The 21263-nt window shown below is 61.4% G+C and carries 20 protein-coding genes; 9 read left to right on the top strand and 11 right to left on the bottom strand.

The features are described 5' to 3' along the window. Positions 1-33 precede the first annotated feature (33 nt). Genes C6W91_RS09730 through C6W91_RS09765 form a run of 8 tightly spaced genes read right to left on the bottom strand, consistent with a single transcriptional unit; the run spans position 34 to position 8305 of the window. Positions 34-759 carry an SDR family NAD(P)-dependent oxidoreductase gene (locus C6W91_RS09730; protein ID WP_274867570.1) on the bottom strand — a complete coding sequence of 242 codons (726 nt, stop codon included), beginning with the start codon at positions 757-759 and terminating at the stop codon, positions 34-36. Then, the gene (locus tag C6W91_RS09735) at positions 756-1529 is read right to left on the bottom strand and encodes a cyclase family protein (RefSeq protein ID WP_082996133.1); all 774 of its coding nucleotides are present in this window, start codon (positions 1527-1529) and stop codon (positions 756-758) included. The genes C6W91_RS09730 and C6W91_RS09735 overlap by 4 nt, the downstream gene beginning before the upstream one ends. Beyond that, positions 1526-2776 carry an SDR family NAD(P)-dependent oxidoreductase gene (locus C6W91_RS09740; protein ID WP_274867571.1) on the bottom strand — a complete coding sequence of 417 codons (1251 nt, stop codon included), beginning with the start codon at positions 2774-2776 and terminating at the stop codon, positions 1526-1528. Before C6W91_RS09740 ends, C6W91_RS09735 begins: the two co-directional genes overlap by 4 nt. Next, complete coding sequence (locus C6W91_RS09745) at positions 2773-3942, bottom strand: thiolase family protein (RefSeq protein WP_274867572.1); 1170 nt, start codon at positions 3940-3942, stop codon at positions 2773-2775. The genes C6W91_RS09740 and C6W91_RS09745 overlap by 4 nt, the downstream gene beginning before the upstream one ends. Further along, positions 3939-5543, bottom strand: coding sequence for an AMP-binding protein (locus tag C6W91_RS09750; RefSeq protein WP_274867573.1), 1605 nt, complete (start codon positions 5541-5543; stop codon positions 3939-3941). The genes C6W91_RS09745 and C6W91_RS09750 overlap by 4 nt, the downstream gene beginning before the upstream one ends. Beyond that, positions 5540-6013, bottom strand: a complete 474-nt coding sequence (locus C6W91_RS09755) for an aromatic-ring-hydroxylating dioxygenase subunit beta (protein WP_065273363.1) — start codon at positions 6011-6013, stop codon at positions 5540-5542. Before C6W91_RS09755 ends, C6W91_RS09750 begins: the two co-directional genes overlap by 4 nt. After that, complete coding sequence (locus C6W91_RS09760) at positions 6010-7350, bottom strand: aromatic ring-hydroxylating dioxygenase subunit alpha (RefSeq protein ID WP_065273362.1); 1341 nt, start codon at positions 7348-7350, stop codon at positions 6010-6012. Before C6W91_RS09760 ends, C6W91_RS09755 begins: the two co-directional genes overlap by 4 nt. Before the next feature lie 10 nt (positions 7351-7360). After that, positions 7361-8305 (bottom strand): PDR/VanB family oxidoreductase, encoded by a 945-nt coding sequence (locus tag C6W91_RS09765; RefSeq protein WP_274867574.1) that lies wholly within the window; start codon positions 8303-8305, stop codon positions 7361-7363. A 90-nt stretch (positions 8306-8395) separates the two neighbouring features. Between C6W91_RS09765 and C6W91_RS09770 the strand changes: the two genes are divergently transcribed. The 4 genes from C6W91_RS09770 to C6W91_RS09785 all read left to right on the top strand — a co-directional run bounded on the left by C6W91_RS09770 (position 8396) and on the right by C6W91_RS09785 (position 11897). After that, positions 8396-8869: a MarR family winged helix-turn-helix transcriptional regulator gene (locus C6W91_RS09770; RefSeq protein ID WP_274867575.1), complete on the top strand. Its 474-nt coding sequence runs from the start codon at positions 8396-8398 to the stop codon at positions 8867-8869. A 117-nt stretch (positions 8870-8986) separates the two neighbouring features. Then, positions 8987-10009, top strand: a complete 1023-nt coding sequence (locus C6W91_RS09775) for a TRAP transporter substrate-binding protein (RefSeq protein ID WP_274867576.1) — start codon at positions 8987-8989, stop codon at positions 10007-10009. Between the two features lie 75 nt (positions 10010-10084). Continuing rightward, complete coding sequence (locus C6W91_RS09780; RefSeq protein ID WP_274867577.1) at positions 10085-10591, top strand: TRAP transporter small permease; 507 nt, start codon at positions 10085-10087, stop codon at positions 10589-10591. Further along, the gene (locus C6W91_RS09785; protein WP_065273357.1) at positions 10584-11897 is read left to right on the top strand and encodes a TRAP transporter large permease; all 1314 of its coding nucleotides are present in this window, start codon (positions 10584-10586) and stop codon (positions 11895-11897) included. Before C6W91_RS09780 ends, C6W91_RS09785 begins: the two co-directional genes overlap by 8 nt. A 131-nt stretch (positions 11898-12028) precedes the next feature. Here C6W91_RS09785 and C6W91_RS09790 read toward each other — a convergent pair whose 3' ends face one another. Beyond that, positions 12029-12991, bottom strand: a complete 963-nt coding sequence (locus C6W91_RS09790; RefSeq protein WP_370570777.1) for a Gfo/Idh/MocA family protein — start codon at positions 12989-12991, stop codon at positions 12029-12031. 707 nt (positions 12992-13698) lie between these two features. Between C6W91_RS09790 and C6W91_RS09795 the strand changes: the two genes are divergently transcribed. Beyond that, positions 13699-15924, top strand: a complete 2226-nt coding sequence (locus C6W91_RS09795; RefSeq protein ID WP_274867579.1) for a histidine kinase N-terminal 7TM domain-containing protein — start codon at positions 13699-13701, stop codon at positions 15922-15924. 106 nt (positions 15925-16030) lie between these two features. Here C6W91_RS09795 and C6W91_RS09800 read toward each other — a convergent pair whose 3' ends face one another. Further along, entirely contained in the window at positions 16031-17608 is a 1578-nt protein-coding gene (locus C6W91_RS09800) for a bifunctional UDP-sugar hydrolase/5'-nucleotidase (RefSeq protein ID WP_274867640.1), read from the bottom strand. A 174-nt stretch (positions 17609-17782) separates the two neighbouring features. Between C6W91_RS09800 and C6W91_RS09805 the strand changes: the two genes are divergently transcribed. The 4 genes from C6W91_RS09805 to arsC are packed head-to-tail and all read left to right on the top strand — an operon-like array spanning position 17783 to position 19942. Next, positions 17783-18121, top strand: coding sequence for a DUF952 domain-containing protein (locus tag C6W91_RS09805; RefSeq protein ID WP_274832087.1), 339 nt, complete (start codon positions 17783-17785; stop codon positions 18119-18121). Further along, positions 18118-18549, top strand: a complete 432-nt coding sequence (locus C6W91_RS09810) for a DUF1330 domain-containing protein (protein ID WP_274867580.1) — start codon at positions 18118-18120, stop codon at positions 18547-18549. Before C6W91_RS09805 ends, C6W91_RS09810 begins: the two co-directional genes overlap by 4 nt. Beyond that, a complete protein-coding gene (locus tag C6W91_RS09815; protein ID WP_370570778.1) occupies positions 18546-19604 on the top strand; it encodes a quinone-dependent dihydroorotate dehydrogenase in 1059 nt (352 codons plus the stop codon). The genes C6W91_RS09810 and C6W91_RS09815 overlap by 4 nt, the downstream gene beginning before the upstream one ends. Continuing rightward, complete coding sequence (arsC, locus tag C6W91_RS09820) at positions 19601-19942, top strand: arsenate reductase (glutaredoxin) (RefSeq protein ID WP_274836875.1); 342 nt, start codon at positions 19601-19603, stop codon at positions 19940-19942. The genes C6W91_RS09815 and arsC overlap by 4 nt, the downstream gene beginning before the upstream one ends. Here the strand turns inward: arsC and C6W91_RS09825 are convergent. Beyond that, the gene (locus C6W91_RS09825) at positions 19939-21261 is read right to left on the bottom strand and encodes an MATE family efflux transporter (protein ID WP_274867582.1); all 1323 of its coding nucleotides are present in this window, start codon (positions 21259-21261) and stop codon (positions 19939-19941) included. The genes arsC and C6W91_RS09825 overlap by 4 nt on opposite strands. Positions 21262-21263: the final 2 nt, after the last annotated feature.

Here is a 21263-nt window from a genome sequence, read left to right on the forward strand (position 1 = left end):
GTGCATTTTTCAAGCGCTACGGAGCAGCCCCGGTCAAAGCGACATCGCCCCGACGCTGCCGCCACCGCAAACATACAGGGTCTGACCGGTGACAAACCCGTTCTCCGGATCGCAAAAGAACAGAAAGGCGTTCGAGATATCGCGCACCGTGCCGAGACGCCCCACCGGAATGCGCTTCGCCAGCTCTGCCTCACGGTCGCTGCCCTTGGGAATGATCCCCCAGAAGTTATCGGTCTGCACGGGGCCGGGAGAGACCACATTCACCGTGATGCCATGCCCGGCCAGTTCCAGCGCCCAGGTGCGGGCCATGCCGATGATCCCCGCCTTGGTGGCGGAATAGGCCGTACGTGTCGGCACGCCAAGCGCAGCGCGCGAACCGTTGAAAAGAACCCTTCCAAAGCCCTTCGCCTTCATCGCAGGCAAGAAGGCCTGCAACAGCGTCAGCGGGGCCGCAAGGTGCAGCTGCGTCAGCCCGGCCAGATCTTCGGGCGTCGCCTCTTCCAGCAGATTGGGCCAGATCATCCCGGCATTGTTCACCAGATGTGTCACATCATGATTGGCTGCGATTTCTGCTGCGGCCTGCGCCGTGGCGCTTGCGTCCAGCAGGTCGACCTCCAGGTGGTGCAGGCCCGGATCCGACCACTCAGGCGCGCCGCGTGACAGGGAGACAACCGTGTATCCCCTAGCAATCAGGCGCTGCCCCAGATCGGCGCCAATGCCCTTGCTGCCGCCCGTGATCACGGCTGTATACTTGCTCATGTCGTCACCATTGCCAGCACGCGCAGGGGGCTGCCCGTACCGCCTTTAATCTTGAGGGGGGGGGCGATCAGCAGCGCGCCCGTGGGGGGCAGCTGATCCAGGTTGCGCAGGCATTGCAGCCCGAATTTGCCTGCCCCATGAAGCAAGTAATGCGCCGGATAGGGTGGCACGTAATGAGATCCCTGACCGGCATCGGTGCCAACGGTTTCCGTCCCGAACCCGCGAATGTCCCGCTTCAGCAGCAGCTCGATCGCTGCCGGGGTCGGCCCCGGTGAATGCGGCCCGTCCTCTGCCATGTTGAGATAGGCTGCCCCGCTGCGCTTGGACCAGTCGGTGCGCATCAAGACCCAGCTATCGGCAGGGATTTCTCCGTGTTCGGCTTCCCAGGCTTCGATGATCTCTGGTGTCAGCTCGAAATCGTCGTCCTTGGCCGCGCCTTCGGAACAGTCGATCACCACGACCGGTCCGACAAAGACGCCCGGGTCGATCTCATCCACTGCGCCATTGGGTACATCCTTGCCCGACACCCAGTGGATAGGAGCGTCAAAATGAGTGCCCGTGTGTTCATTGAGGGTCAGGTTGTGCCACTTCCACGCGGGTCCGCGATGATCATAGGCGCTGACCTCTTCCATGCGGAAGCGGGCGCATTGGCCAAATTCCGGCGGCAGGATGATCACCGGGAAATCCGGGTCCAGCGTATGGGTCAGGTCCACGATACGCGCCGCACCGCTGCCCAGCGCCACCGCCACATCTGCAATAAGATCGCTCATGATCCGCCTCCGGTCATTTCCCGCTCCAGCAGCAGCGCATCCGCCTGCCAGCGCGCATAGTGATCACGCGCGATGTCGCCGCAGGTGACCTCTTCCAGCCCATCAACCAACCCGCCCACGACCGAGCGCGCCACGGCGCTTGGCGTCACCTTGGGCGGTGGCAGGGGCTGGAACCAGGCATCGCCCTCGATGGGGCCGATATAGACATTCATCACACGAAGGCCGCTCTGGCGGAATTCGGCGCGCAGACTTTGCGAAATCGACCGCGCCGCTGCCTGGGACGCGCCAAATGAGCCATAGCCCGGATCCGGCACCAGCGCCTGAACCGAGAGGATATTCACGAAGGCCGCCGCCGAGTTGGTGCCATCCTGCACCCGCGCCGCCATGCCGGGGCCGAACCCCTGCGCCAGGCGCATCAGGCCCAAGGTGTTCACCTCGAAACTGTCGCGGGCAAAACCCGTGTCATTGCCCATGATCCCGCCGGGGCGCACGAAACTGGCCGTGTTGATCAGGATATCGACCTTGCCGCCGATCTCGGCCGCCAGTTTTTCGATCGACCTCACATCCGTCACGTCCAGCGGCAGCAGCGAGACGTTTTCCATCGCTTCAAAGGCCGCGCGTTCCGGCCAGCTGCGCCAGGCTTCCGGCTCTCCCAGGAACACATGGGTGGCACCAGCCTTGAGCAGCGCCTGCGTCAGGGCCAGGGCCACCGGCGCGCGCGCATCACTGATCAGGACGCGGCGGTATTTGGGATCGGACGACATCGCCCGCAGCACGGGATCATCTTGCATCGCGGCACTTCCTTTCTGCGGCAGCGCAACCAATACGCCCTGCCCGGCCCTGTCCAGTTTCAACGCCATGCGCACCGCATCACCGCGGGTAACCTCACCATGCAGATGGCAATTGAGCATCGGCCCAGCCTCCAGTTTCACAGCTCCCATGCGCCAGGGCATGCGTTCGCGGAAATAGGGTTCGGGCGACACACGGATCTTGGTTTCAGCCATGACAGCGCCGGATGGATCCACATCCTGCCAAGGCAGATCAACGGACAGGCATTTGTGGCAGGCATCACGCGGTGGATATTGCACCGCCTGGCAGTCTGCACAGACCTGCAAGCCAAAGCGCCCCTGCGCGGCCATCACACCCAGACCAAGTGCGGCCCGGCTGCGCGTGGCGGGGGGCAGCACCGGTACGGTCGTGCGCCTTTGCGGGTCCTTCTTTTTCGGCGGGACCAGTGGTTCACTCATGACGCCCCTCCTTCAATCACGGCGGCAGAGGAACACAGGCCTCGGTCATAGTTGATCACGCCAAAGCCCGACACGGCCGCGCGGCGGGCGCCCTCGACCTGGGTTGGTCCCGCTGTGCCCGTTACCTGTCGCAGTGCTTCAACCAGTCCAAGATAGCCGCCTGCGGCTCCGGCTTGCCCGACGGACAGCTGCCCGCCCGAGGTGTTATGCGGGAAATCGCCGCCTATGGTCAGATCATGGCGGCGCACAAACTCCGCGCCCTCGCCCTTGGCGCAGAACCCCAGGTCTTCGAACTGCATCATGCAGATCACCGGGTAATCATCATAGGTTTGCAAGACGTCGATCTCGTCAGGGCCATGGCCCGCCATCTGCCACAGCTCGTCCACGTCCACAGCCCAGCCGCCGCGTAGCTGCATGGGATCCTCGGGAAAGGCGTTGGTGCGCTCGATGGTGGCGCTGATGCGGGCAAAGGGCAGCCCCTTGGCCACGGCCATCTCTTCGCGCATGACCACAAAGGCCTCAGCACCCGCACAGGGCATCACACAATCAAACAGGCCGATCGGGTCCGAGATCATGCGCCCCTCAAGGTACTGATCAAGGCTCAGCGGCTTTTTCATCAGCGCCTGCGGGTTCTTCAGGGCATTGGCCCGCTGCGCCACCGCGATGCGGCCAAAATCCTCACGCGTGGCGCCAAATTGTTGCATATATGCGTCCTGCAACAGGGCGAAGCTCGCGTTGGGGCCGCCAAACCCATAGGGAAAGGTCGCATCCATCGAGAACCGCGAAAAGGCGGACAGAAGGGTGCGGAAACTATCGATCCGGTTGGTATCCCCCGACACGCAGGCGATGACATCGGCATCGCCGCATTGCACCGCGCGCGCCGCCCGGCGCAGGGCGGCAACACCGCAGGCCCCGCCCATCGGAACGGTATCGAGCCACCGGGGCGAAAGGCCCAGATGCTGCGTCAGGCCAACAGGCGTGTCGGGCGCCAGGGTAAAGCTGGAGACCGAAAGCCCGTCCAGCTGCTGCGGCGTCATGCCGATCACGTTCAGCGCCTCGCGCAGGGCGCGGGCGATCCACCAATGGGCGGTTTCATTGGTGTAGCGCACATAGGGCACCGACACCGGCGCGGTCAGCACAACCCCGTCATAGGGCAGACGGTTCATGCCGCGCTCCGCTTTTTCAGATGGCGGGTGTCGATGGTCTGGGGATCCTTCAGCATCTCAGCCGCGCGCGTCTTCAACACCGCCCGTTGCAGTTTCTGGGTCGCGGTGACGGGCAGGTCTTCGACAAAGGCGATGTAGCCCGGCGCCTTGTAATAGGCCAACTGCGTCAGGCACCATGTGGTAATCTCTTCTGCAAGCTGCGGACTGGCGGCATCCTTGGGAACAATGCAGGCAAAGACCTCGTCTCCCCTGATCTCATCGGGGACAGCGGCGACCGCGACCCCGGCAATGGCCGGATGGCGAGCCAGGATGGATTCCACCTCGACCGCCGCGATGTTTTCCCCGGATCTGCGGATCACGTTCTTCTTGCGGTCGACGAAATACATCGTCCCGTCCGCCGCGCGCCGCACGATATCGCCGGTGTGAAACCAGCCGCCTTCCCAGGCCTCATCCGTGGCGTCCGGGTTCTTGAAGTAACCTGCAAAGAAGCCCTTGCGCGGATCCGGCCCGGCGTGACGTACCAGCAATTCGCCCTGATCGGCATCGGCGCCGCTGTCATCCACCAGCCGCGCCTCGACCGTGTCCTGCGGCCAGCCGATGCAGGAGGTGCCCACATTGCGTGGCTCACGATTGGCGCAGATGGTGGCGCCCGCGCCGGTTTCCGTCATCGCCCAGGCCTCGGTCAGGGCAAAGCCGAAGCGTTCCTCGAAGGGGGCGTGGAGTTTCGGATCAATCCCTGCACCAAACCCGAAGCGTACCGAATGATTGCGATCCTCCGCGCTAGGCTCCGCCCCCATCAGCATCGAGGGCATCACGCCCAGATAATGCAGGCAGGTTGCCCGGCTGCGGCGCACCGAGTCCCACCAGCTGCGTGGATGGAAACGATCCAGCGCCGTCAGGCAGCCGCCCACGGCAACCATCGCCATGAAGGAAAAGGCCATGGCGTTCATGTGAAAGATCGGCAGCGGCGTGATCATCCGCTCGCCGTCGGTGTTCAGTGCGCAAACGCCGGTTGCGGTGCTGTACCAGCGGCCCGCCTCGGTGAAATATTCATCGGTCAGGATACAGCCCTTGGGCTGCCCGGTGGTGCCGGAGGTATAGAGCAGCGCCGCCTCTGCATCGCCGGTCCTTGCGGCAATCGCCTCGGTCGTGACGGCCCGTGGCAGAGGGTCACCGAGTGTCACCACAGGCATCTGGACCTTGGCCGCCTCAGCGGCGCTGCGCAGCTCGTCCGCGCGGCTGGCCAGCGACAAGGCCAGAACAGGTTCGCCGTGCCCGATCATATATTCCATCTCTGCAGCGCGCAGATCGGGGTTCACGGGAACGACGGAGATCCCCAGCGCATTGAAGGCCAGCCACCACAGGAAATAGCTGGGCCGGTTTTCCAGCAGGACCATGACGCGCTGGCCCTTGACGTATCCGGCGGCCTCAATCTCTGCGACATGGTCCTGCACCGTCTTCAGGGCCTCGGCGTAGGTGATCTCACCTGTGTCGATCCCGTAGATCTCTGCCGTCTCAGGCAGCACATTCAGGAACGGGCGGTCGGGCCAGCGGGCGGCGCTCTCTGCAAATGCGCCAAAAACGGTCTGTGCGGTGATCATGGCAGCAACTGGATATTGCGGAAGGCCGCGTCGCAATTGAGGAGATCAACCCGCTTGCCCGCGATCCGAAGCGCCCCGTCCACCAGGGCGAGATCATGCCGCACGGTCAAGGCCAGCAACTGCTGCTCGTCCAGGCGCGTCTCCACGTAGTGCATCGAGGTATTGGTCACGAAACGGTCTTCGCCCATCTCGTCCACGAATGGGCGCTGAATGACATGATGACAGCGGCTTTTAGGCTTTTGGCTGAAGGTGCGCGCGCCGTTCAGACGCTCGACCCGCAGTTTCAGCATGAACATGTCCTCGTATAGAAGCGAGGTCTGATTGATCGGATCGGTCTGCTTGTAATCAAGCGGCATCCAGTAGATCCCGTCGGGCAGCCAGAGTGACAGCCACTCGTCATAGCGCCCCTCGTCCAGCATCCGCACCTCGTCATAGATGAAATCGATCAGCTGATCCCGTGTGACACTCATTCCGCCACCTCCTGTTCCGGGGCATCATAGGTCATGAACTTGGCCCAGGCGTTGAACTGGTTGCGCATCTGGCGTTCGGTGGTGCCATTGTGGACGGCTTCCTCGCTGAAATCCTCGTCGTCTTCGAGAAGACGCTGGACATTGACCCATTCCATACCGTCGGCGTGCAATCCTTCCTGCGCGCGCTCGTACATCTCAAGGTCGTCATGCCCCACAATCGAGGTGGGCGCATTGATCATGCGGTTGTACATCGCCGTACGGGCGGTCAGCGCATCCGGCGCCCCAACCAGACGATAGATATAGCTTTCCACGATGGTCTTGTCGGCCGCGAGCGGGATGAAGACCCGCAACTGCTGGATCGGCCCCTTGATCATGATATTGGGGAAATAGACGGTGTTGTGCCGGTTGTCGTCTAGGATGGCCTTTGCCCGCTCCTCTCCGTAGCTTTCCGTCAGGGCCTCAAAATATCCGGGAATAGCGGAGTAGTCCGAATGGATCGAATGGCTCACACCGGTGTGCCCGTGCCCATTGGGCCAGGTGCGGATGCCCATGCCCTCGAAGAACTCATAGGGGGACATGAAGGGCGCGATGATCTCCATCGCGGGGGGCTTGGGCGTGCCTTCCGGCAGGTCCAGCTCTTCATATAGCTTTACTGCGGTTCCGGCGCTGCTTTCATGCGCGACCATGGGATGGCAGGTGTCGGTCTGGTTTTCGACCAGCATTTTCCAATTGCAGTGATGCAGATAGCGTAGCGGCGGGCCGACCACCTCAAGCCGACCTTCGGGCGAGCGGTCCACCATATTGTCGAGCGAGCTGAGACTGTCGCCAAAGAACTCTTCGAAACTGATGCCCTCTTCGGCCAGCCGCGCAAAGATGAAGCCGCGGTAGTTCTTGACGGCGCCGACCGCCTTCATGCCCTTGCCGCTTTCGGTGTCTTCAAGGCCGGTGCCCTCGTACCCCTTTTTGAGTGGGATCGCGAGCAGGCAGCCGTCGGTCTTGAACGACCACGCGTGATAGGGGCAGCGGAAGAATTTGCCGGTATTGCCCTGCCGGTCGATGACGATCTTGGTGCCCTTGTGCGGGCAGCGATTATAAAGGACGTGAATGTCATCCGCCTTGTGACGCACCTGGATGACTGGCTGATCCCCGATCTGGGTGGCGAAGTAATCGCCCTTGGCCGGGGTCTGGCTTTCGTGGCCGACAAATACCCAGGAATTGGCAAAGACATGCTTCATCTCAAGCTTGAAGATGTCCTCGTTGATATAGACATCCCGGTGCACCTGATGGGGCTGCACAAGGGACGCCGCCGCAGTTGGGTTTCCTGAATAGCTGACCATGTCCGTTCCCCTATATATCCAGCACCAGCCGCGCGGATTTCGCCCGACTCACGCATATCTGCATCACATCACCGGCGGCGCGTTCCGCTTCGCTGAGCACAACATCGCGGTGATCCGGCACGCCCTCGATCACATCGCATTGGCAGATGCCGCAATCGCCGCGCTGGCAATCGTAAAGGACATCGACGTCATGCTCCTCCAGCACCTCTACGATGGTTTTGTCCGCAGGGATGGTGAAGACCCTGCCATCGTTGATCTGCACCTCAAAGGCGCTGTCACCGTCCTGCGCCTCGGCTGCGGTGAAGAGTTCGAAATGCACATGATCCGCCGGAATACCGGCATCATCGGCCTTGGCGCGCACCGCATCCAGCAACCCGCGCGGACCACAGACGTATAGATGCGCATCCCCCAGCCCACTTATGAGAGCATCCAGATCCAACGCGCTCGAGTCATCATCGCAATGCAGGTGAAACGCCTCGCCCAAGGTGTCCGCCAGCCTCTGGTAATAGGCCATGGCGGCACCCGAACGGCCCGCATAGTGGAACGCGAATCTTTGGCCTGCCGCCTGCAAGGCCGCCGCCATCGAAATCATTGGCGTGACGCCGATACCGCCTGCCAATAGAACAGCCGGGGCGTCCAGCTTCACCGGGAAATCATTCTTGGGCGCTGCAAAAGTAACAGGATCTCCCACCGTCAGCGCATGCATCGCCTTGGAGCCGCCCTGCCCCTCATCTTCGCGCTGAACGGTGATGCGGTATTCCTTCGGCGCGGACATCAGGTCAGCATCAAACGCCACCAGTGAATAGGCGCGGGTTCCGCCCGGCACGTCGAACTCGACATGCGCGCCGGCCTCCCATTCGGGCAACACGCGACGATCTGTTGCAGCCACTGTCAGGCTGCTGATACGGTCGGTCAGCGGTGTAACCTCCAGTACGACACCATCAATTTTGCTCACGGGAGTCCTCCTTTTGAAAGAATATGAAATTTCATATAACTCAGGTCAAGACATTTCTGGGCGTCGCCTTGGCGCATGCTGGGTGGACCTATGACAACGCCAGTCAGCCCGGATGGCACACCGGGGTTTGTGAGCAACTACCTGCTTTATCTGCTTGCTGCCGCCAGCGAAGGGGCCAGTGCCCAGTTTCACGCCCAAGTCCGCAGCTCGGGCCTGCGCGTGCCGGAATGGCGGGTGCTGGCCTGCCTGCACGACTGCGAAGGCGCAATGATCACGCAGTTGGCCCGGATCGCGCTGGTTGAGCAATCCCGCCTGACCCGCATCATCGCACAGATGGAGAAGCGCGGACTACTGATCCGCCAAAGCGATCCCGAAGATGGCAGACGGGTCCGCGTCTTTTTGACGCCGGAGGGGCGCGCGTTGACCAACAGGCTGGTTCCACAGGCACAAGCCCATGAAAAGGCCTTGCTAGAACGCCTGACAGAGCACGGCGGACACCACCTGAAGCCCATACTGCATGCATTGCTGAACACCCTGGAAGAGGACGCGCCAGAGAAGCTTTAAGCAGAAAATAGTTTTCAAGACGGCAAAAATGGAGTTACATGAAAACGCATATACCTTCCGAATTGGGGCGCTAGACCCTGAAAATGGTATGAATCCAACATTCTGGGAGACACTCCAATGACCAAGCTAACCAAGATTCTGGCCAGCGCCGCCGTTGCGATCAGCATGGGAACCAGTGCGTTTTCTGCCGAAACGATCACCATTTCCACATGGCTGCCGCCCACCCACCCGGTGAACACTGAAATGTTCGCTCAACTGGGCGAGATGATGTCAGAGGCGACAGACGGTGCCGTTGCAACCGAGCTGAAGAGCGGCCTTGCCTCGCCGCCTGCGCAGATGGATCTGGTCCTTGATGGCATCGCGGATGTGGCAATCCTGTTTCACGGTTACACGCCCGGACGGTTCGTCGGCACCAAGCTGGTCGAGATCCCCGGCTACGAGGGCAACGCCGAAGCCTCCTCGGTCGCTCATTGGCGGGTGCACGAAGCCATTCTCAAGGACCTGAACGAGCATCGCGGCGTCAAGGTCATCGCGCTGACGACCCACGGCCCGGGGCAGATCCACTCGAACAAAGAGGTCAACACCCTGGCCGATCTGTCTGGCCTCAAGACACGTTTGGGCGGTGGTGTCTCCGCAGACGTAGGCGCGAAACTGGGCCTTGTCGGCATCCAGGTGCCTGCCCCCAAGGTCTACGAGACGCTTGATTCTGGCGCTGCAGATGCCGTTGCCATGAACCTTGGCGAACGGATCAGCTTCAAACTGAACGAAGTGGCCAAGAACGTGTACGAAATGCCCGGTGGTTTCTATCGTGGCTCCTTCTCGGTCATCATGAGCCAGGAGAAATTCGACAGCCTGCCCGCCGATGTGCAGGAGGCCCTCGACAGCAAGGTCTTCGGCGAACCCGCATCGCGGATGATGGGCGCGGTCTGGGACAAAAGCGACGCGACCGCACGCAAGCTGACCCTAGACACCGCGGACAATAAGATCGTTGAGGCCAGCGCGGAAGATCAGGCAGCCTTTGCCGTCATGGCCGCAGAGGTCCGCGACAAGATCATCGCAGAGGTGACAGACGCAGGCGTCGACGGGCAAGCCGCCTATGACATGATGGTCAAGGAAATGGCCGCCGCGTCTGGCAAGTAAACGATCCGGAAAACGGGACCGGCGCACAGATGGGCGCCGGTCCTTTCGTATCCTACTGCGCTCAAGCGAGGCCCGATGCAATACGCCCTCCGGTTCCTGACCGCCCTTTCAAAACTGCCGATGTTCCTGGCCAACCTGTCCCTTTTTGCGCTGATGTGCCTGACCTTTGCAGATGTGCTGATGCGTTCGGTTTTCAATGCCCCGATCGAAGCGGCAACCGAACTGATCCGTATCGGCATTGCGCTTATCGTGTTCGCCGCCTTGCCGGTTCTGAGCGCCCAGAACGGCCATATCGCCGTTGATCTGTTGGACGGGCCGTTCCGCAGGATGAGACTTGAACGCTGGCGTGATGCGGCTGTTGCCCTGATCTGTGCTGTGATGCTGTGGTATCCGGCGGGCCGTGTTGTCGATCTGGCGGAACGCTCGCGCAGCTACGGCGACGTGACAGAATATCTGTCGATCCCCACCTTTTATATCGCCTATTTCATCGCAGCGATGATCTACATCACCGCTGTCGCATTGATCGGGCGCGGCCTGCTGCACCTCATTGCGCCGCATATGCTGGAGGCCAAGAATGCTTGAATCCTTCCTTGGCTTTATCGCCGTCTTCGTTCTGGTCCTGCTGCGCATCCCGATTGCCTTTGCCATGGGTTTTGTCGGCATGATCGGGTTGATTTACGAAACCAGCTATCGCGCTGCGATTTCGATGGTCGGGCGCTTGATCATCGACACCGCACAGGACTACGGCCTCAGCGTCATTCCCCTGTTCATCCTGATGGGGCTTTTCGTCAACAAGGGTGGGATCAGTCGCGAGCTCTACCGCGTCTCGAACGCCTTTCTTGGACATTTCCGTGGCGGTCTGGCCATGGCCACAATCGTGGCCTGCGGTGGGTTTGCGGCCATCTGCGGATCCTCGCTGGCAACGGCGGCAACCATGGCCAAGGTGGCCATGCCGGAAATGCGCAAATACGGATATGCAGACGGTCTTTCCAGTGCCTCCATCGCGGCGGGCGGCACCCTGGGCATTCTCATTCCGCCTTCCGTAATCCTGGTGATCTACGGGCTGCTCACGGAAACATCGATCGGCAAGCTGTTCATCGCGGGCATCGTTCCCGGCTTCCTTGGCGTCCTGTTCTACCTCGCGGCCGTGCGCCTGACCGTGATGCGCAACCCAGAGGCAGGCCCTGCCGGGACGCGTGCCACGTGGGGCGAACGCCTGCAGGCGCTCAGCCATGTCTGGGCCGTCCTGCTGCTGTTTTTTCTGGTCATCGGCGGCCTTTACGGAGCGCTCAACTTCTGGCCGCTGAATCTCGCCTTTTCCCCTACCGAGGCCGCAGGCATGGGCGCAATGGGCGCTTTCCTGATCGCCCTGGCCCGGGGCAACCTGAATTGGCGAAGCATTCGCGAGGTCCTGGGGGAGACGGCTCTGACCACGGCCTCGCTCTTTGCGGTTCTTATAGGGGCCTGGGTGTTTTCCAACTTCGTCAATCTGGCCGGTCTGCCCGAAGGGCTACTAGCGCTGGTCACATCGCTTGATCTGGGGCCCTGGGTCGTGATGATCCTGATCATATTGATCTACCTCGGCCTCGGCTGCATCTTCGAAAGCATGTCGATGCTGCTCCTGACCGTGCCGATTTTCTTTCCCCTGATCACATCGCTGGGGTTCGATCCGGTCTGGTTCGGGATCGTTGTCGTCGTTGTGATCGAGATCAGCCTGATCACGCCTCCCGTCGGCTTGAACGTCTTCATCCTCAAAGGGGTGGTTGGTGACGTTTCGACCGCTACCATCTTTCGCGGCGTGACGCCTTTCTGGCTGATGGATATCCTGCGCCTGATCCTGCTGCTCGCCTTCCCTACGCTTGTGCTGTTCTTGCCAAGTCAAATGTAGGAAGCGCGGCGGAACTGGTGCTTGGGGTTTCGTAGGCCGAGGCGCATGTACCACGTGAGGGCGGCTCACCTCGCCGCCACTTCGCAAGGTATCGAGGATGGACCTGCCACAACGGCAGGTCCAAACGCCTGTCAGCCTTTTCCGCCCAACATCTCCTCAACCAGGCGCTGCACCTCCAGCGCCTCTTGCGGGGTGGCAAGCCGGTGAGGTTTGCACGCCATGCACAGGAGGAGATCGTCCAACTGCGCTTGCAGCGCGACGGTGCGGCGGTCTGCCGGAGGTTGGGGCACCGGAACGAAGTCGTCCCCTTCCGAGATGGCATGGTCCGAGAAATTCGAAACCCGGTGGCTGGCCTTGCGGCCCTTGATGGTGAACTCCTGACGATCCGGCTGCGCACCGCCGACCGAAGCCAGGATCGACACCGGCAATCCTTCCTCGTTTTCCAGCCGGGCCAACAACGCCGTTTCGCACAGCGCCGGGTCCCCAGGGTAAGAGGGGTGCGCCCAGGACACGGTGAGCGGGCCAAAGATCCGCTGGGTGAAGAACAGGAAATGCGACAGGACCTCGCGCGTCATGCCGCCCTCGGCGCGGAACCGCAGCCAGTCCGCCGCCTGCTGCCAGGCGCGCGGCCAGGCGGCATAGGTCACCACCATATCCACCCCTACGAGATCGCCCATTTCCCCTGCAAGGGCAGCACTGGAGATATCCGTTAGAGCCGCACCGGCGGCCTGAGTGAAATTCACCGCTGCTGGTACGCCGCTGGCCTTGAGCCCCGCCACCAGCGCCTCGCTTTCCGCCAGATCAACGCCAAGCGGTTTTTCCAGAAACACCGCTTTGCCAGCCGCAGCCGCCGCCAGGGCATAGGCTTTGCGCGGTACCGGAGGGCAAGCAAGATAGACCAGATCAGCCGCCGCGATCGCCGCCTCGGGCGTACCTGTCACCTCAGCCTCGGGCGCCAGTGCCTGCGCGGCTGCGCAAGCGTCCGCAGACGGATCCCAAAGGGCTACCGGAGTGTAGTCTTTGTGCAGGATCAGTTGCTCAAGCATCCGCTGCCCCATGATCCCCAGTCCGATTACCGCTGTCTTCACCGCCATGTTGGCTCCTGTTTTTACTTCCAATTGTATTGATCCAGCATAGCCGGTTCAAAGGTCCCGCCCCACAGAGGTGGATCGGCTACTGTTGTTTGTCATGTGTAATTACAGACAGATCGGCGCTTCCGCAGTAGGCGCTTTGTGACAATTATCCCTAACACATGCAAAGAGAGCGATGCGACCTGTTTCCGGAAACCCATGCCACAGACGCCGCAATCAAAAGTGACAGCCGCTGAGGTCTCAAAATGAAAACAATCTACGTATGACTGGAGCTTAGCGGTACCTCAATCACGAACCTCCGGTTACCTGACAGCACCTGCAAGCCGGAGTTGTGACCGCAGAAACGATCACAAAGCCTCGCTTTGCCCCTGTTGCCACGGCCAAGATTGCCCCTGGAATTAACCTGGAATGGCCCCAAACGGGCCATCGCCCACTTGCTGAGGGGCGACAGCGAATCCTGCTCCGCTGAGAAAGCTCAAAGATATGGGCAATCGACAGCCCAGCCCAAGCCCGGCAACACACCATTTACTACACAGGCTTTCCGCCTTGTTTTCAATATCTTCGCGATATACCGTCACTCTGTCCTCACGAAACAATGATCGACACCCTTTGTGCGAAACCGGACGCCATACGTATCAATATCGAAGATATCTTTTCATGCTCTCGCCTCTACGCTGCACAACTTGCCCCCAGGGTGTTCCGGTTAGGCCATGACCTGCCTGACACACCTGCATGTTACGCTGGCCGCTGCGACCGCTGCCATGCTCTGGGCGATCTGCGCCATGATCTTGTTCTGGGTCGCACGCAACACCCGCTTTGCGGGTAAGCCCGCCTTTCTGCTGACATTAAGTGCGATGCTGTGGTGGCTGTTTACCGTTGCCGCCGATCTCGCTTCGCCCGGAGAAGCCTGCAAGGTTGCCTGGTCCCTTGCTGCTTGGCCCGGCATCACCTTGCTGCCGATCGCCTGGTCCTTCTTTGTCTTCGACTACACGATGAATTCCAGCCGCAAGCGGCAACCGATCCGGTTGTTGCTCTATGTCGCTCTGCCAATCCTTGTCGCCCTCATCGCTGCCACCAACAGTCAGACGCAGTTGCTGTATGGTCCTGACACCCGGCTTGTGACCGAGGGCAAAAATACATTCGTCATTTTTGACCATGGCCCCCTGTTTTATGCGGTTGCGGCTGGGCTTTATATTTTTGTGAGCACCGCCCTTGGGCTGCTGACCTATGCTCTGATCCGGGCCAGGAAAATCATTCGGCCATTCCTCGCGGTGCTGATTTTCATCACCGCAGCGCCGCTCACGGCCAATCTGGCCTATATCTTCAATGGTTTCACTGTTTTCGGATATGATCCCACCCCCTTCATGTTTGCCGTGACCCTCATCGCGCTGAGCTGGCTGCTGCTGAACAACACGATGATGGATACCGTCGCACAGGGCCGGAGCCTGTTGTTCTATGCCACCCATGATCCGGTGATCATTCTGGACGCAGACGGTCGCTTTGCAGGGGCCAATCCCGCCGCCAAAATGCTGTTTGGTGAAACCCTTCCACGCCATGGCGACACGCTGGATCATCTGGACAAGATCGGTACGACACTGCAGTCCTTCCTGAACAGTGGCGTTCTGGCCAACGCGGAACCGATCCGGCTCAACGGGCGTATCTTTGATCTGCGCGCGCTGCCGATCGAAAGCCCGATGCAAAGCAAGAGCCCGCTCCTGGGTTGGTCCGTTTCCCTTGTCGACATCACCGAAAGAGAACGGTCCGCCGAGGCCCTGCGCGAGGCGCTGGCGACAGCAGAAGCCGCCAACCGCGCGAAATCGCATTTTCTGGCGAATGTCAGCCACGAAATCCGTACGCCGTTGAATGGCATTCTGGGGATGGCCTCGGTGCTGAGCGAAACCGCGCTGGACAGGGAACAGCATGACTATCTTCGCATTATCGAGGATTCCGGTCAGGTGCTGCTCACGACGATCGGCGATGTTCTCGATCTGTCAAAGATCGAAGCGGGACGGATGGCTCTGGAAACCCGGCCTTTCGCACTCCGCGATGCAATCGAAGGTGCGCGATCACTGTTTTCAGCTAGAGCCGAAGAAAAACACCTGCAGCTCAGCGCCAGCATTCATGAGGATCTGCCTCAGATGATCGTCGGCGACGGACACCGGTTCCGCCAGGTCCTCCACAATCTGGTCTCCAATGCCATCAAGTTCACCCAGTCAGGCAGCGTCACCATCACAGCGGAACCCACGGCTGAGGGCAGCGAGCTGTTGGTCCGGGTCAGTGATACCGGTGCCGGCGTTCCCATCGGGGCCCGGCAGGCGATCTTTCTTCCTTTTCAGCAGGCGGATGCGGGCGACACACGCAAGTTCGGTGGAACCGGTCTGGGGCTGTCGATTTCCCGTCAATTGTGCCACCTGATGGGCGGCAGCCTGGAACTGGCCGATAAAGCCGGGAAAGGAGAAACCTTTGAAATCAGACTACCGCTGGTCCCAGGCCCTGACATAGACACGGGACCGCTTCAGTCCACCACGGATGTCGCCACCTTGTCAGACGCTCCGGCGATGGAGGTTCTGGTAGTCGATGACAACAAGACCAACCGGCTGATCCTCGAAAAGTTCCTCTGCCATACCTCCTGCGAGGTTCACAGTGCCTGCAGCGGCGCCGAAGCGCTCGACATGGTGCGCGCTTCTGCCTTTGATGTGGTTCTGATGGATATTCAGATGCCCGGTATGGACGGCGTAGAGGCGACGCAGAAGATCCGCGCCATGGAACAGGCCACCCGTCGGCCGCCCTGCTTTATCGTCGCCGTCACCGCCAACGCCATGCCTGAGCAACTGGAACAATATTTGGCGGCAGGCATGGACGAGGTTCTGGCGAAGCCGGTGTCAAAGCCTCAGTTGCTGTCGCTCTTGCAACAGGTCCCCCGGAAGGCCGCATAGGGGCAGTTCAACGTTCCAGAACCGCCCCCATAGAGGCGGGGCACGTCAAATGTATGATTTGCGCGCAGCCTTAGACCGCACGCAAATCCACTACCCGCAAGCCCGATTACTTCTGCACGATGCGCCCATCGGTATAGGGCGAATATGCCCCTTGCTCTGCCAAATATTCCGCCAGCACATCCGCAAGATCGGGACCAAAGTCATAGGCGTTCTTGTCATCCCCTGAGAAGACCTTGTAGCCATCGCCGCCATTGCGCACGTAGTTGTTGGTTACAACCAGATAGGTCTTGGCCGGATCCAGCGGGGTAAATCCGTCGCCCATATCGACCATCACCTCCTGCACGCGCCCTTCGTTCGGGGCAACCGTAGGATCCCAGGTGAAGGTCAGCCCGGCTACCTGCGGAAAGCGGCCTTTGACCTCTTCCACCTGGCTGACACCGTTTTCAAGCGCAGCAACCAGTTCCTGACCTGAGATTTCAAAGGTCGAAAGCGTATTCTGGAACGGCAGGATGGTCAGAACCTCGCCCATCGTCACCTCGCCCGGCTCCAGGCTGGCGCGGATGCCGCCCGAGTTGGCAATGGCGATCTGCACGCCCTGATCCTTGACCCGGTCCAGCATCGCATCCGCAACAAGATTACCCATCTGGCATTCCTGAATGCGGCAGGTCTGGCGATCCCCGTCCACCGCAGCCGCAGCCTCGGCTACCACCTTGTTGCGGATCTCATCCAGCGGCTGCGCCAGCTCGGCGATACGGGCGACGGTGGCTTCATCCTCAGCCACGGTGCCATCCATGATCAGCGGCTCACCTTTCGCCTCGACCAGGTTCCCAGCCTCATCAAAGGTCACGTTCAGTTCGCCCAGAAATTTGCCATAGGCATAGGCTTGCACGATGGCCACACCGTTCACCATCGTCGGATAAGGCCCAACCGCCCGATCCGAAACATTGGAGAGATAAGTGTTGCTGTGCCCGCCCACGATCACATCGACGCCGCTGGTCTCGGCCGCGACGCGCTGATCGACGCCATAGCCGGAATGGCTCAGCACGATGATCTTGTTGATGCCTTCCGCTGTCAGACGGTCGACCTCGGCCTGCACGGCGGCCACCGGATCGGAGAAGGTGATATTCTTGCCGGGGCTGGCCAGCTCATGGGTGTCTTCGGGCGTAAGACCAATCAGGCCGATCTTTTCCCCGCCGCGTTCGATCACCGTGGATTTCTTCAGCACATCGGCCAGCGCCGGTTCCGCGCTGACATCGGCGTTGGACATCAGCACCGGAAACCCGACGGAATCCATGAAGCCGCGCAGCACCTCGGGGCCATCGTCGAACTCGTGGTTGCCGACGGTCATCCCGTCATAGCCCATCTTGTTCATCATCTCGGCCGCGGCTTTCCCCTTGTAATAAGTGTAGAACAGCGAGCCCTGGAATTGGTCACCACCATCCACCAGGATCGAATTGTTGCTGCGGGTGCGGGCATCGGCAATCGCGCTCACCAGACGAGCGGAACCGCCAAAGCATTTCCCCTCGGCATTGTCACCCTCGCGGCAGCCGCTGTCGTATTTGCTGATCGGTTCAAACCGGGAGTGGAAATCATTGGTGTGCAGAATGGTCAGCTTGTAATCGGCGGCCGCAACGCCCGCCGTCAGCCCCAGTGCCGCAACCGACAAAAGGAAACGTGTCATCATCATCAGGACTCCCTTGTTTTGTGATTGGAGGAATGGTGCGACCAAACAACGCGCCAGTCAAAGGGGAAAAACAACCAGACCGGGTTTCCTAGGGTCAGCCTGCGCAGGCAGTGGGCATCAGCACCACCGGATTACAGGCTTGATTCCATACGCGGCGCGGGGCATCACGATTTCATGCTGATCTACAAAATTTTCCGGGCGGACGAATGGGCCGCATTTGAGGCTGCGGGCACCACCCGTGGCGCGCCGATCGACCTTTCCGATGGCTATATCCACTTCTCTACCGCCGCGCAGGCCGCCGAAACCGCGGCCAAGCATTTCGCGGGCGCGGAGGGGCTGTTTCTCCTCGCGCTGGAGGCTGACGCTCTGGGCGATGCGCTGAAATGGGAAGTCTCTCGCGGCGGCGCGGAGTTCCCCCATCTTTATCGCGAAATGAAGCTGGACGAGGTGCTTTGGGCCAAACCGCTGCCGCTGAAGGATGGCCGCCACCAATTCCCGCAGGAGATGACATGAGCCATTATATCGACCCGGATCGCGCCCAGTTCGAAGCCTTCAAGGGGCTGGACCGCGACCAGCCCATCGAGATGCTGAACCTTGTGAAGTTCCACGACGCTGCCGCCTACCCCGAGGATCACGCGCTGTCCACATCCGGGCTGACGGGAGCCGAGGCTTACAGGAATTACGGCCGCGAAACCGCGCCGATCATCGCCCGCCTCGGCGCCGGTATCGTCTGGCGCGGCAACTGGCAGGCGACCCTCATCGGTCCGGGGGATGAGGTTTGGGACGAGATGTTCATCGCCCGCTACCCCACTGCTCATGCCTTTCTGGAGATGGTCACCGACCCCGATTACCGCAAGGCGGTCGTGCACCGTCAGGCCGCGGTTGAGACCTCGCGCCTGATCCGCACCAACCCTGCGAAAGGCGGAGCGAGTTTCGGATGAAGTTGACAGAAAAGCTGGCCCTTGCCGCCCTGCACCGCGTCGATCCCGAAACCGCACACGGGCTGTCGATCAAGGCACTGACATCGGGGTTCACACCGACGCCCGGCCCGGTGACTTCGCCGCGTCTGAAGACAACGCTTGCCGGGATCGAACTACCGAACCCGGTGGGTCTGGCGGCAGGGTTTGACAAGAACGCCGAGGCGCTGTTGCCGCTGTCACGCGCCGGTTTCGGGTTCATCGAGGTGGGCGCCGCAACGCCCCGCCCGCAGCCCGGCAACCCCAAACCGCGCCTGTTCCGCCTGACCGAGGATGGCGCTGCCATCAACCGCTTTGGCTTCAACAACGAAGGCATGGAGGTGATCGGCAAGCGCCTTTCGCAGCGTCCCCGCGATGCCGTCATCGGTCTGAACCTTGGCGCCAACAAGGACAGCGAAGACCGCGCTGCCGATTTCGCCCGGGTCCTGGCCCATTGCGGCGCGCATCTGGATTTCGCCACCGTCAATGTCTCCTCCCCCAATACCGAAAAACTGCGCGACCTGCAGGGCAAGGCGGCGCTGTCGGCGCTGCTGGCCGGGGTAATCGAGACCCGCGATGGTCTGCCCCGCCGGGTTCCCGTGTTCCTGAAGATCGCCCCCGATCTGGACCGCGCCGGGATCGAGGATATCGCCGCCGTGGCACTGGAAAGCGGCATCGACGCGGTGATCGCCACCAACACCACCCTGTCGCGCGAGGGCCTCAAAAGCGCCCATCGTGACGAAGCAGGCGGACTGTCCGGGGCGCCGCTGTTTGACCGCTCTACCCGGGTTCTGGCGCAGCTTTCAGAGCTGTTGCAAGACCGGGTACCGCTGATCGGGGTTGGCGGGATCAGCAACGCAGAACAAGCCTATGCAAAGATCTGTGCAGGGGCCTCGGCGGTGCAGTTCTACACGGCGATGGTCTTTGGCGGTCTGTCGCTGGCGGGCGATATCGCACGCGGGCTGGATGCCCTTTTGGCACGCGACGGCTTTGACAACGTCGCGCAAGCTGTTGGAACCACAAGAAAGGACTGGCTGTGATCACCTATTGGCACAATCCTCGCTGCTCAAAATCCCGCGCCGGTCTCGCCCTCTTGGAGGAGCGCGGCGCAGAGGCCGAAGTGCGGCAATATCTGAAAGACGCGCCCAGCCTGGAGGAAATCAAGACGGTGCAAGCCGCGCTGGACCTGCCTGCAATCGGCATGATGCGCACGGGCGAGAAAACTTTCAAGGAGCTGGGCCTCAGCAAGGACAGCGCCGAGGCGGATCTGCTCGCCGCAATGGCGGAACATCCGATCCTGATCGAACGCCCTATCGCCATCAAGGGTGACCGGGCCGTCATTGGCCGCCCGACCGAGGCTATCGAGGCGCTGCTTTAGGCGGCGACGCTGGCCTCCAACCGTGGATATCGAAGGGCAAGCGTGGCGGCCCGCGCCACGTTCAGCACCATCAATGCCCCCCAGAGGCCATGATTGCCAAACAGCGGCACCAGAACCAGCAGCGACACCACATAAAGCGTCACCGACTGGATCATCGCAACGCGCATATCCCGCGTCCATGTGGCGCCGATAAAGACACCATCGAGCATGTAACTGGCTACGCTCAGCACCGGCGCCAGCGCTGCCCAGAAGAGGAACAGCCGCGCCGTGCTGCGCACCTCGGGCGAGGTTGTCATCACATCGATGATCGTACCGCCGCCAAGCGCAAAGGCGAGCGACAGGACCACCGCCCCGCCAAGCGCCCAGAAAGACGCCAGCAAGGCCGCCCGGCGCATCCGGTCGCGGCTATTTGCGCCCACGGCGCCGCCCACCAGGGCCTCGGCAGAGAAGGCAAAGCCATCAAGCGCAAAGGCGGTGATCTCCAGAAACTGCAACAGCACCTGATTGGCCGCCAGTTGCACATCGCCAAGATCCGCGCCAATGAACAGGAAAGTGGTGAAGGAGCCGGTCAGCAGAACCGAGCGCACCATGATGTCGCCATTGACCTGCAGCATGCGGCGCAGCCTTGCGGGGTCGAATACCCGCCCCCAGTCGCGCCACTGATTGCCGCCAAAGGCGTCCCGGCACAGCCACAGCCCCAGCGCCAGGCCGCTCCATTCGGCGATCAGGGTCGCCGCCGCGACGCCCTCGACGCCCCAGTCAAGCCCCAGAACGAACCACAGATCCAGCAGGATATTGAGCCCGTTCATCCAGATCTGCAGGATGAAGACGCCGCGCGTCCGCTCCATCGCGATCAGCCAGCCCGTCACGGCATAGAGCGCAATTGTGGCAGGTGCCCCCCAGATCCGAATGGTCAGATACTCGCGCGCCAGCGTCTCCACCTCGGCGCTGGCCGGGGCCAGCGCAAAGGCACCCCAGAACAGAAGCGTCTGAAACACGATAAAGACACCACCGGCCAGTGCGGCCAGGATCAGTCCCCGCATCAAAAGAGCGCCGGTTTCAGCCATATCCCCGGCGCCACGCGCCTGCGCCGCAAGCCCGGTGGTGCCCATACGCAGAAACCCGAAGATCCAGTAGACGGTGGCCAGGATGACGGCACCAATACCCACGGCGCCAATCGGGGCCGCCTGCCCCATCTGCCCCACCACGCCGGTATCGACCGCGCCAAGGATCGGCACCGTCACGTTGGACAGCACGATCGGCACCGCGATCTTCAGAACCCGACTGTGGGTGATTGGCGCCTCGGACGCGGCAGTCATCG

Origin of the sequence: Phaeobacter sp. SYSU ZJ3003, from assembly GCF_041300735.1 — a bacterium.
GTDB lineage: Bacteria > Pseudomonadota > Alphaproteobacteria > Rhodobacterales > Rhodobacteraceae > Phycobacter > Phycobacter gallaeciensis_A.

What these genes read in the sequence shown, in the direction of transcription:
- C6W91_RS09730 (WP_274867570.1), bottom strand. Translation starts at nt 759, where the DNA reads ATGAGCAAGTATACAGCCGTGATCACGGGCGGCAGCAAGGGCATTGGC.
- C6W91_RS09735 (WP_082996133.1), bottom strand. Translation starts at nt 1,529, where the DNA reads ATGAGCGATCTTATTGCAGATGTGGCGGTGGCGCTGGGCAGCGGTGCG.
- C6W91_RS09740 (WP_274867571.1), bottom strand. Translation starts at nt 2,776, where the DNA reads ATGAGTGAACCACTGGTCCCGCCGAAAAAGAAGGACCCGCAAAGGCGC.
- C6W91_RS09745 (WP_274867572.1), bottom strand. Translation starts at nt 3,942, where the DNA reads ATGAACCGTCTGCCCTATGACGGGGTTGTGCTGACCGCGCCGGTGTCG.
- C6W91_RS09750 (WP_274867573.1), bottom strand. Translation starts at nt 5,543, where the DNA reads ATGATCACCGCACAGACCGTTTTTGGCGCATTTGCAGAGAGCGCCGCC.
- C6W91_RS09755 (WP_065273363.1), bottom strand. Translation starts at nt 6,013, where the DNA reads ATGAGTGTCACACGGGATCAGCTGATCGATTTCATCTATGACGAGGTG.
- C6W91_RS09760 (WP_065273362.1), bottom strand. Translation starts at nt 7,350, where the DNA reads ATGGTCAGCTATTCAGGAAACCCAACTGCGGCGGCGTCCCTTGTGCAG.
- C6W91_RS09770 (WP_274867575.1), top strand. Translation starts at nt 8,396, where the DNA reads ATGACAACGCCAGTCAGCCCGGATGGCACACCGGGGTTTGTGAGCAAC.
- C6W91_RS09775 (WP_274867576.1), top strand. Translation starts at nt 8,987, where the DNA reads ATGACCAAGCTAACCAAGATTCTGGCCAGCGCCGCCGTTGCGATCAGC.
- C6W91_RS09780 (WP_274867577.1), top strand. Translation starts at nt 10,085, where the DNA reads ATGCAATACGCCCTCCGGTTCCTGACCGCCCTTTCAAAACTGCCGATG.
- C6W91_RS09785 (WP_065273357.1), top strand. Translation starts at nt 10,584, where the DNA reads ATGCTTGAATCCTTCCTTGGCTTTATCGCCGTCTTCGTTCTGGTCCTG.
- C6W91_RS09790 (WP_370570777.1), bottom strand. Translation starts at nt 12,991, where the DNA reads ATGGCGGTGAAGACAGCGGTAATCGGACTGGGGATCATGGGGCAGCGG.
- C6W91_RS09795 (WP_274867579.1), top strand. Translation starts at nt 13,699, where the DNA reads ATGACCTGCCTGACACACCTGCATGTTACGCTGGCCGCTGCGACCGCT.
- C6W91_RS09800 (WP_274867640.1), bottom strand. Translation starts at nt 17,608, where the DNA reads ATGATGACACGTTTCCTTTTGTCGGTTGCGGCACTGGGGCTGACGGCG.
- C6W91_RS09805 (WP_274832087.1), top strand. Translation starts at nt 17,783, where the DNA reads ATGCTGATCTACAAAATTTTCCGGGCGGACGAATGGGCCGCATTTGAG.
- C6W91_RS09810 (WP_274867580.1), top strand. Translation starts at nt 18,118, where the DNA reads ATGAGCCATTATATCGACCCGGATCGCGCCCAGTTCGAAGCCTTCAAG.
- C6W91_RS09815 (WP_370570778.1), top strand. Translation starts at nt 18,546, where the DNA reads ATGAAGTTGACAGAAAAGCTGGCCCTTGCCGCCCTGCACCGCGTCGAT.
- C6W91_RS09825 (WP_274867582.1), bottom strand. Translation starts at nt 21,261, where the DNA reads ATGACTGCCGCGTCCGAGGCGCCAATCACCCACAGTCGGGTTCTGAAG.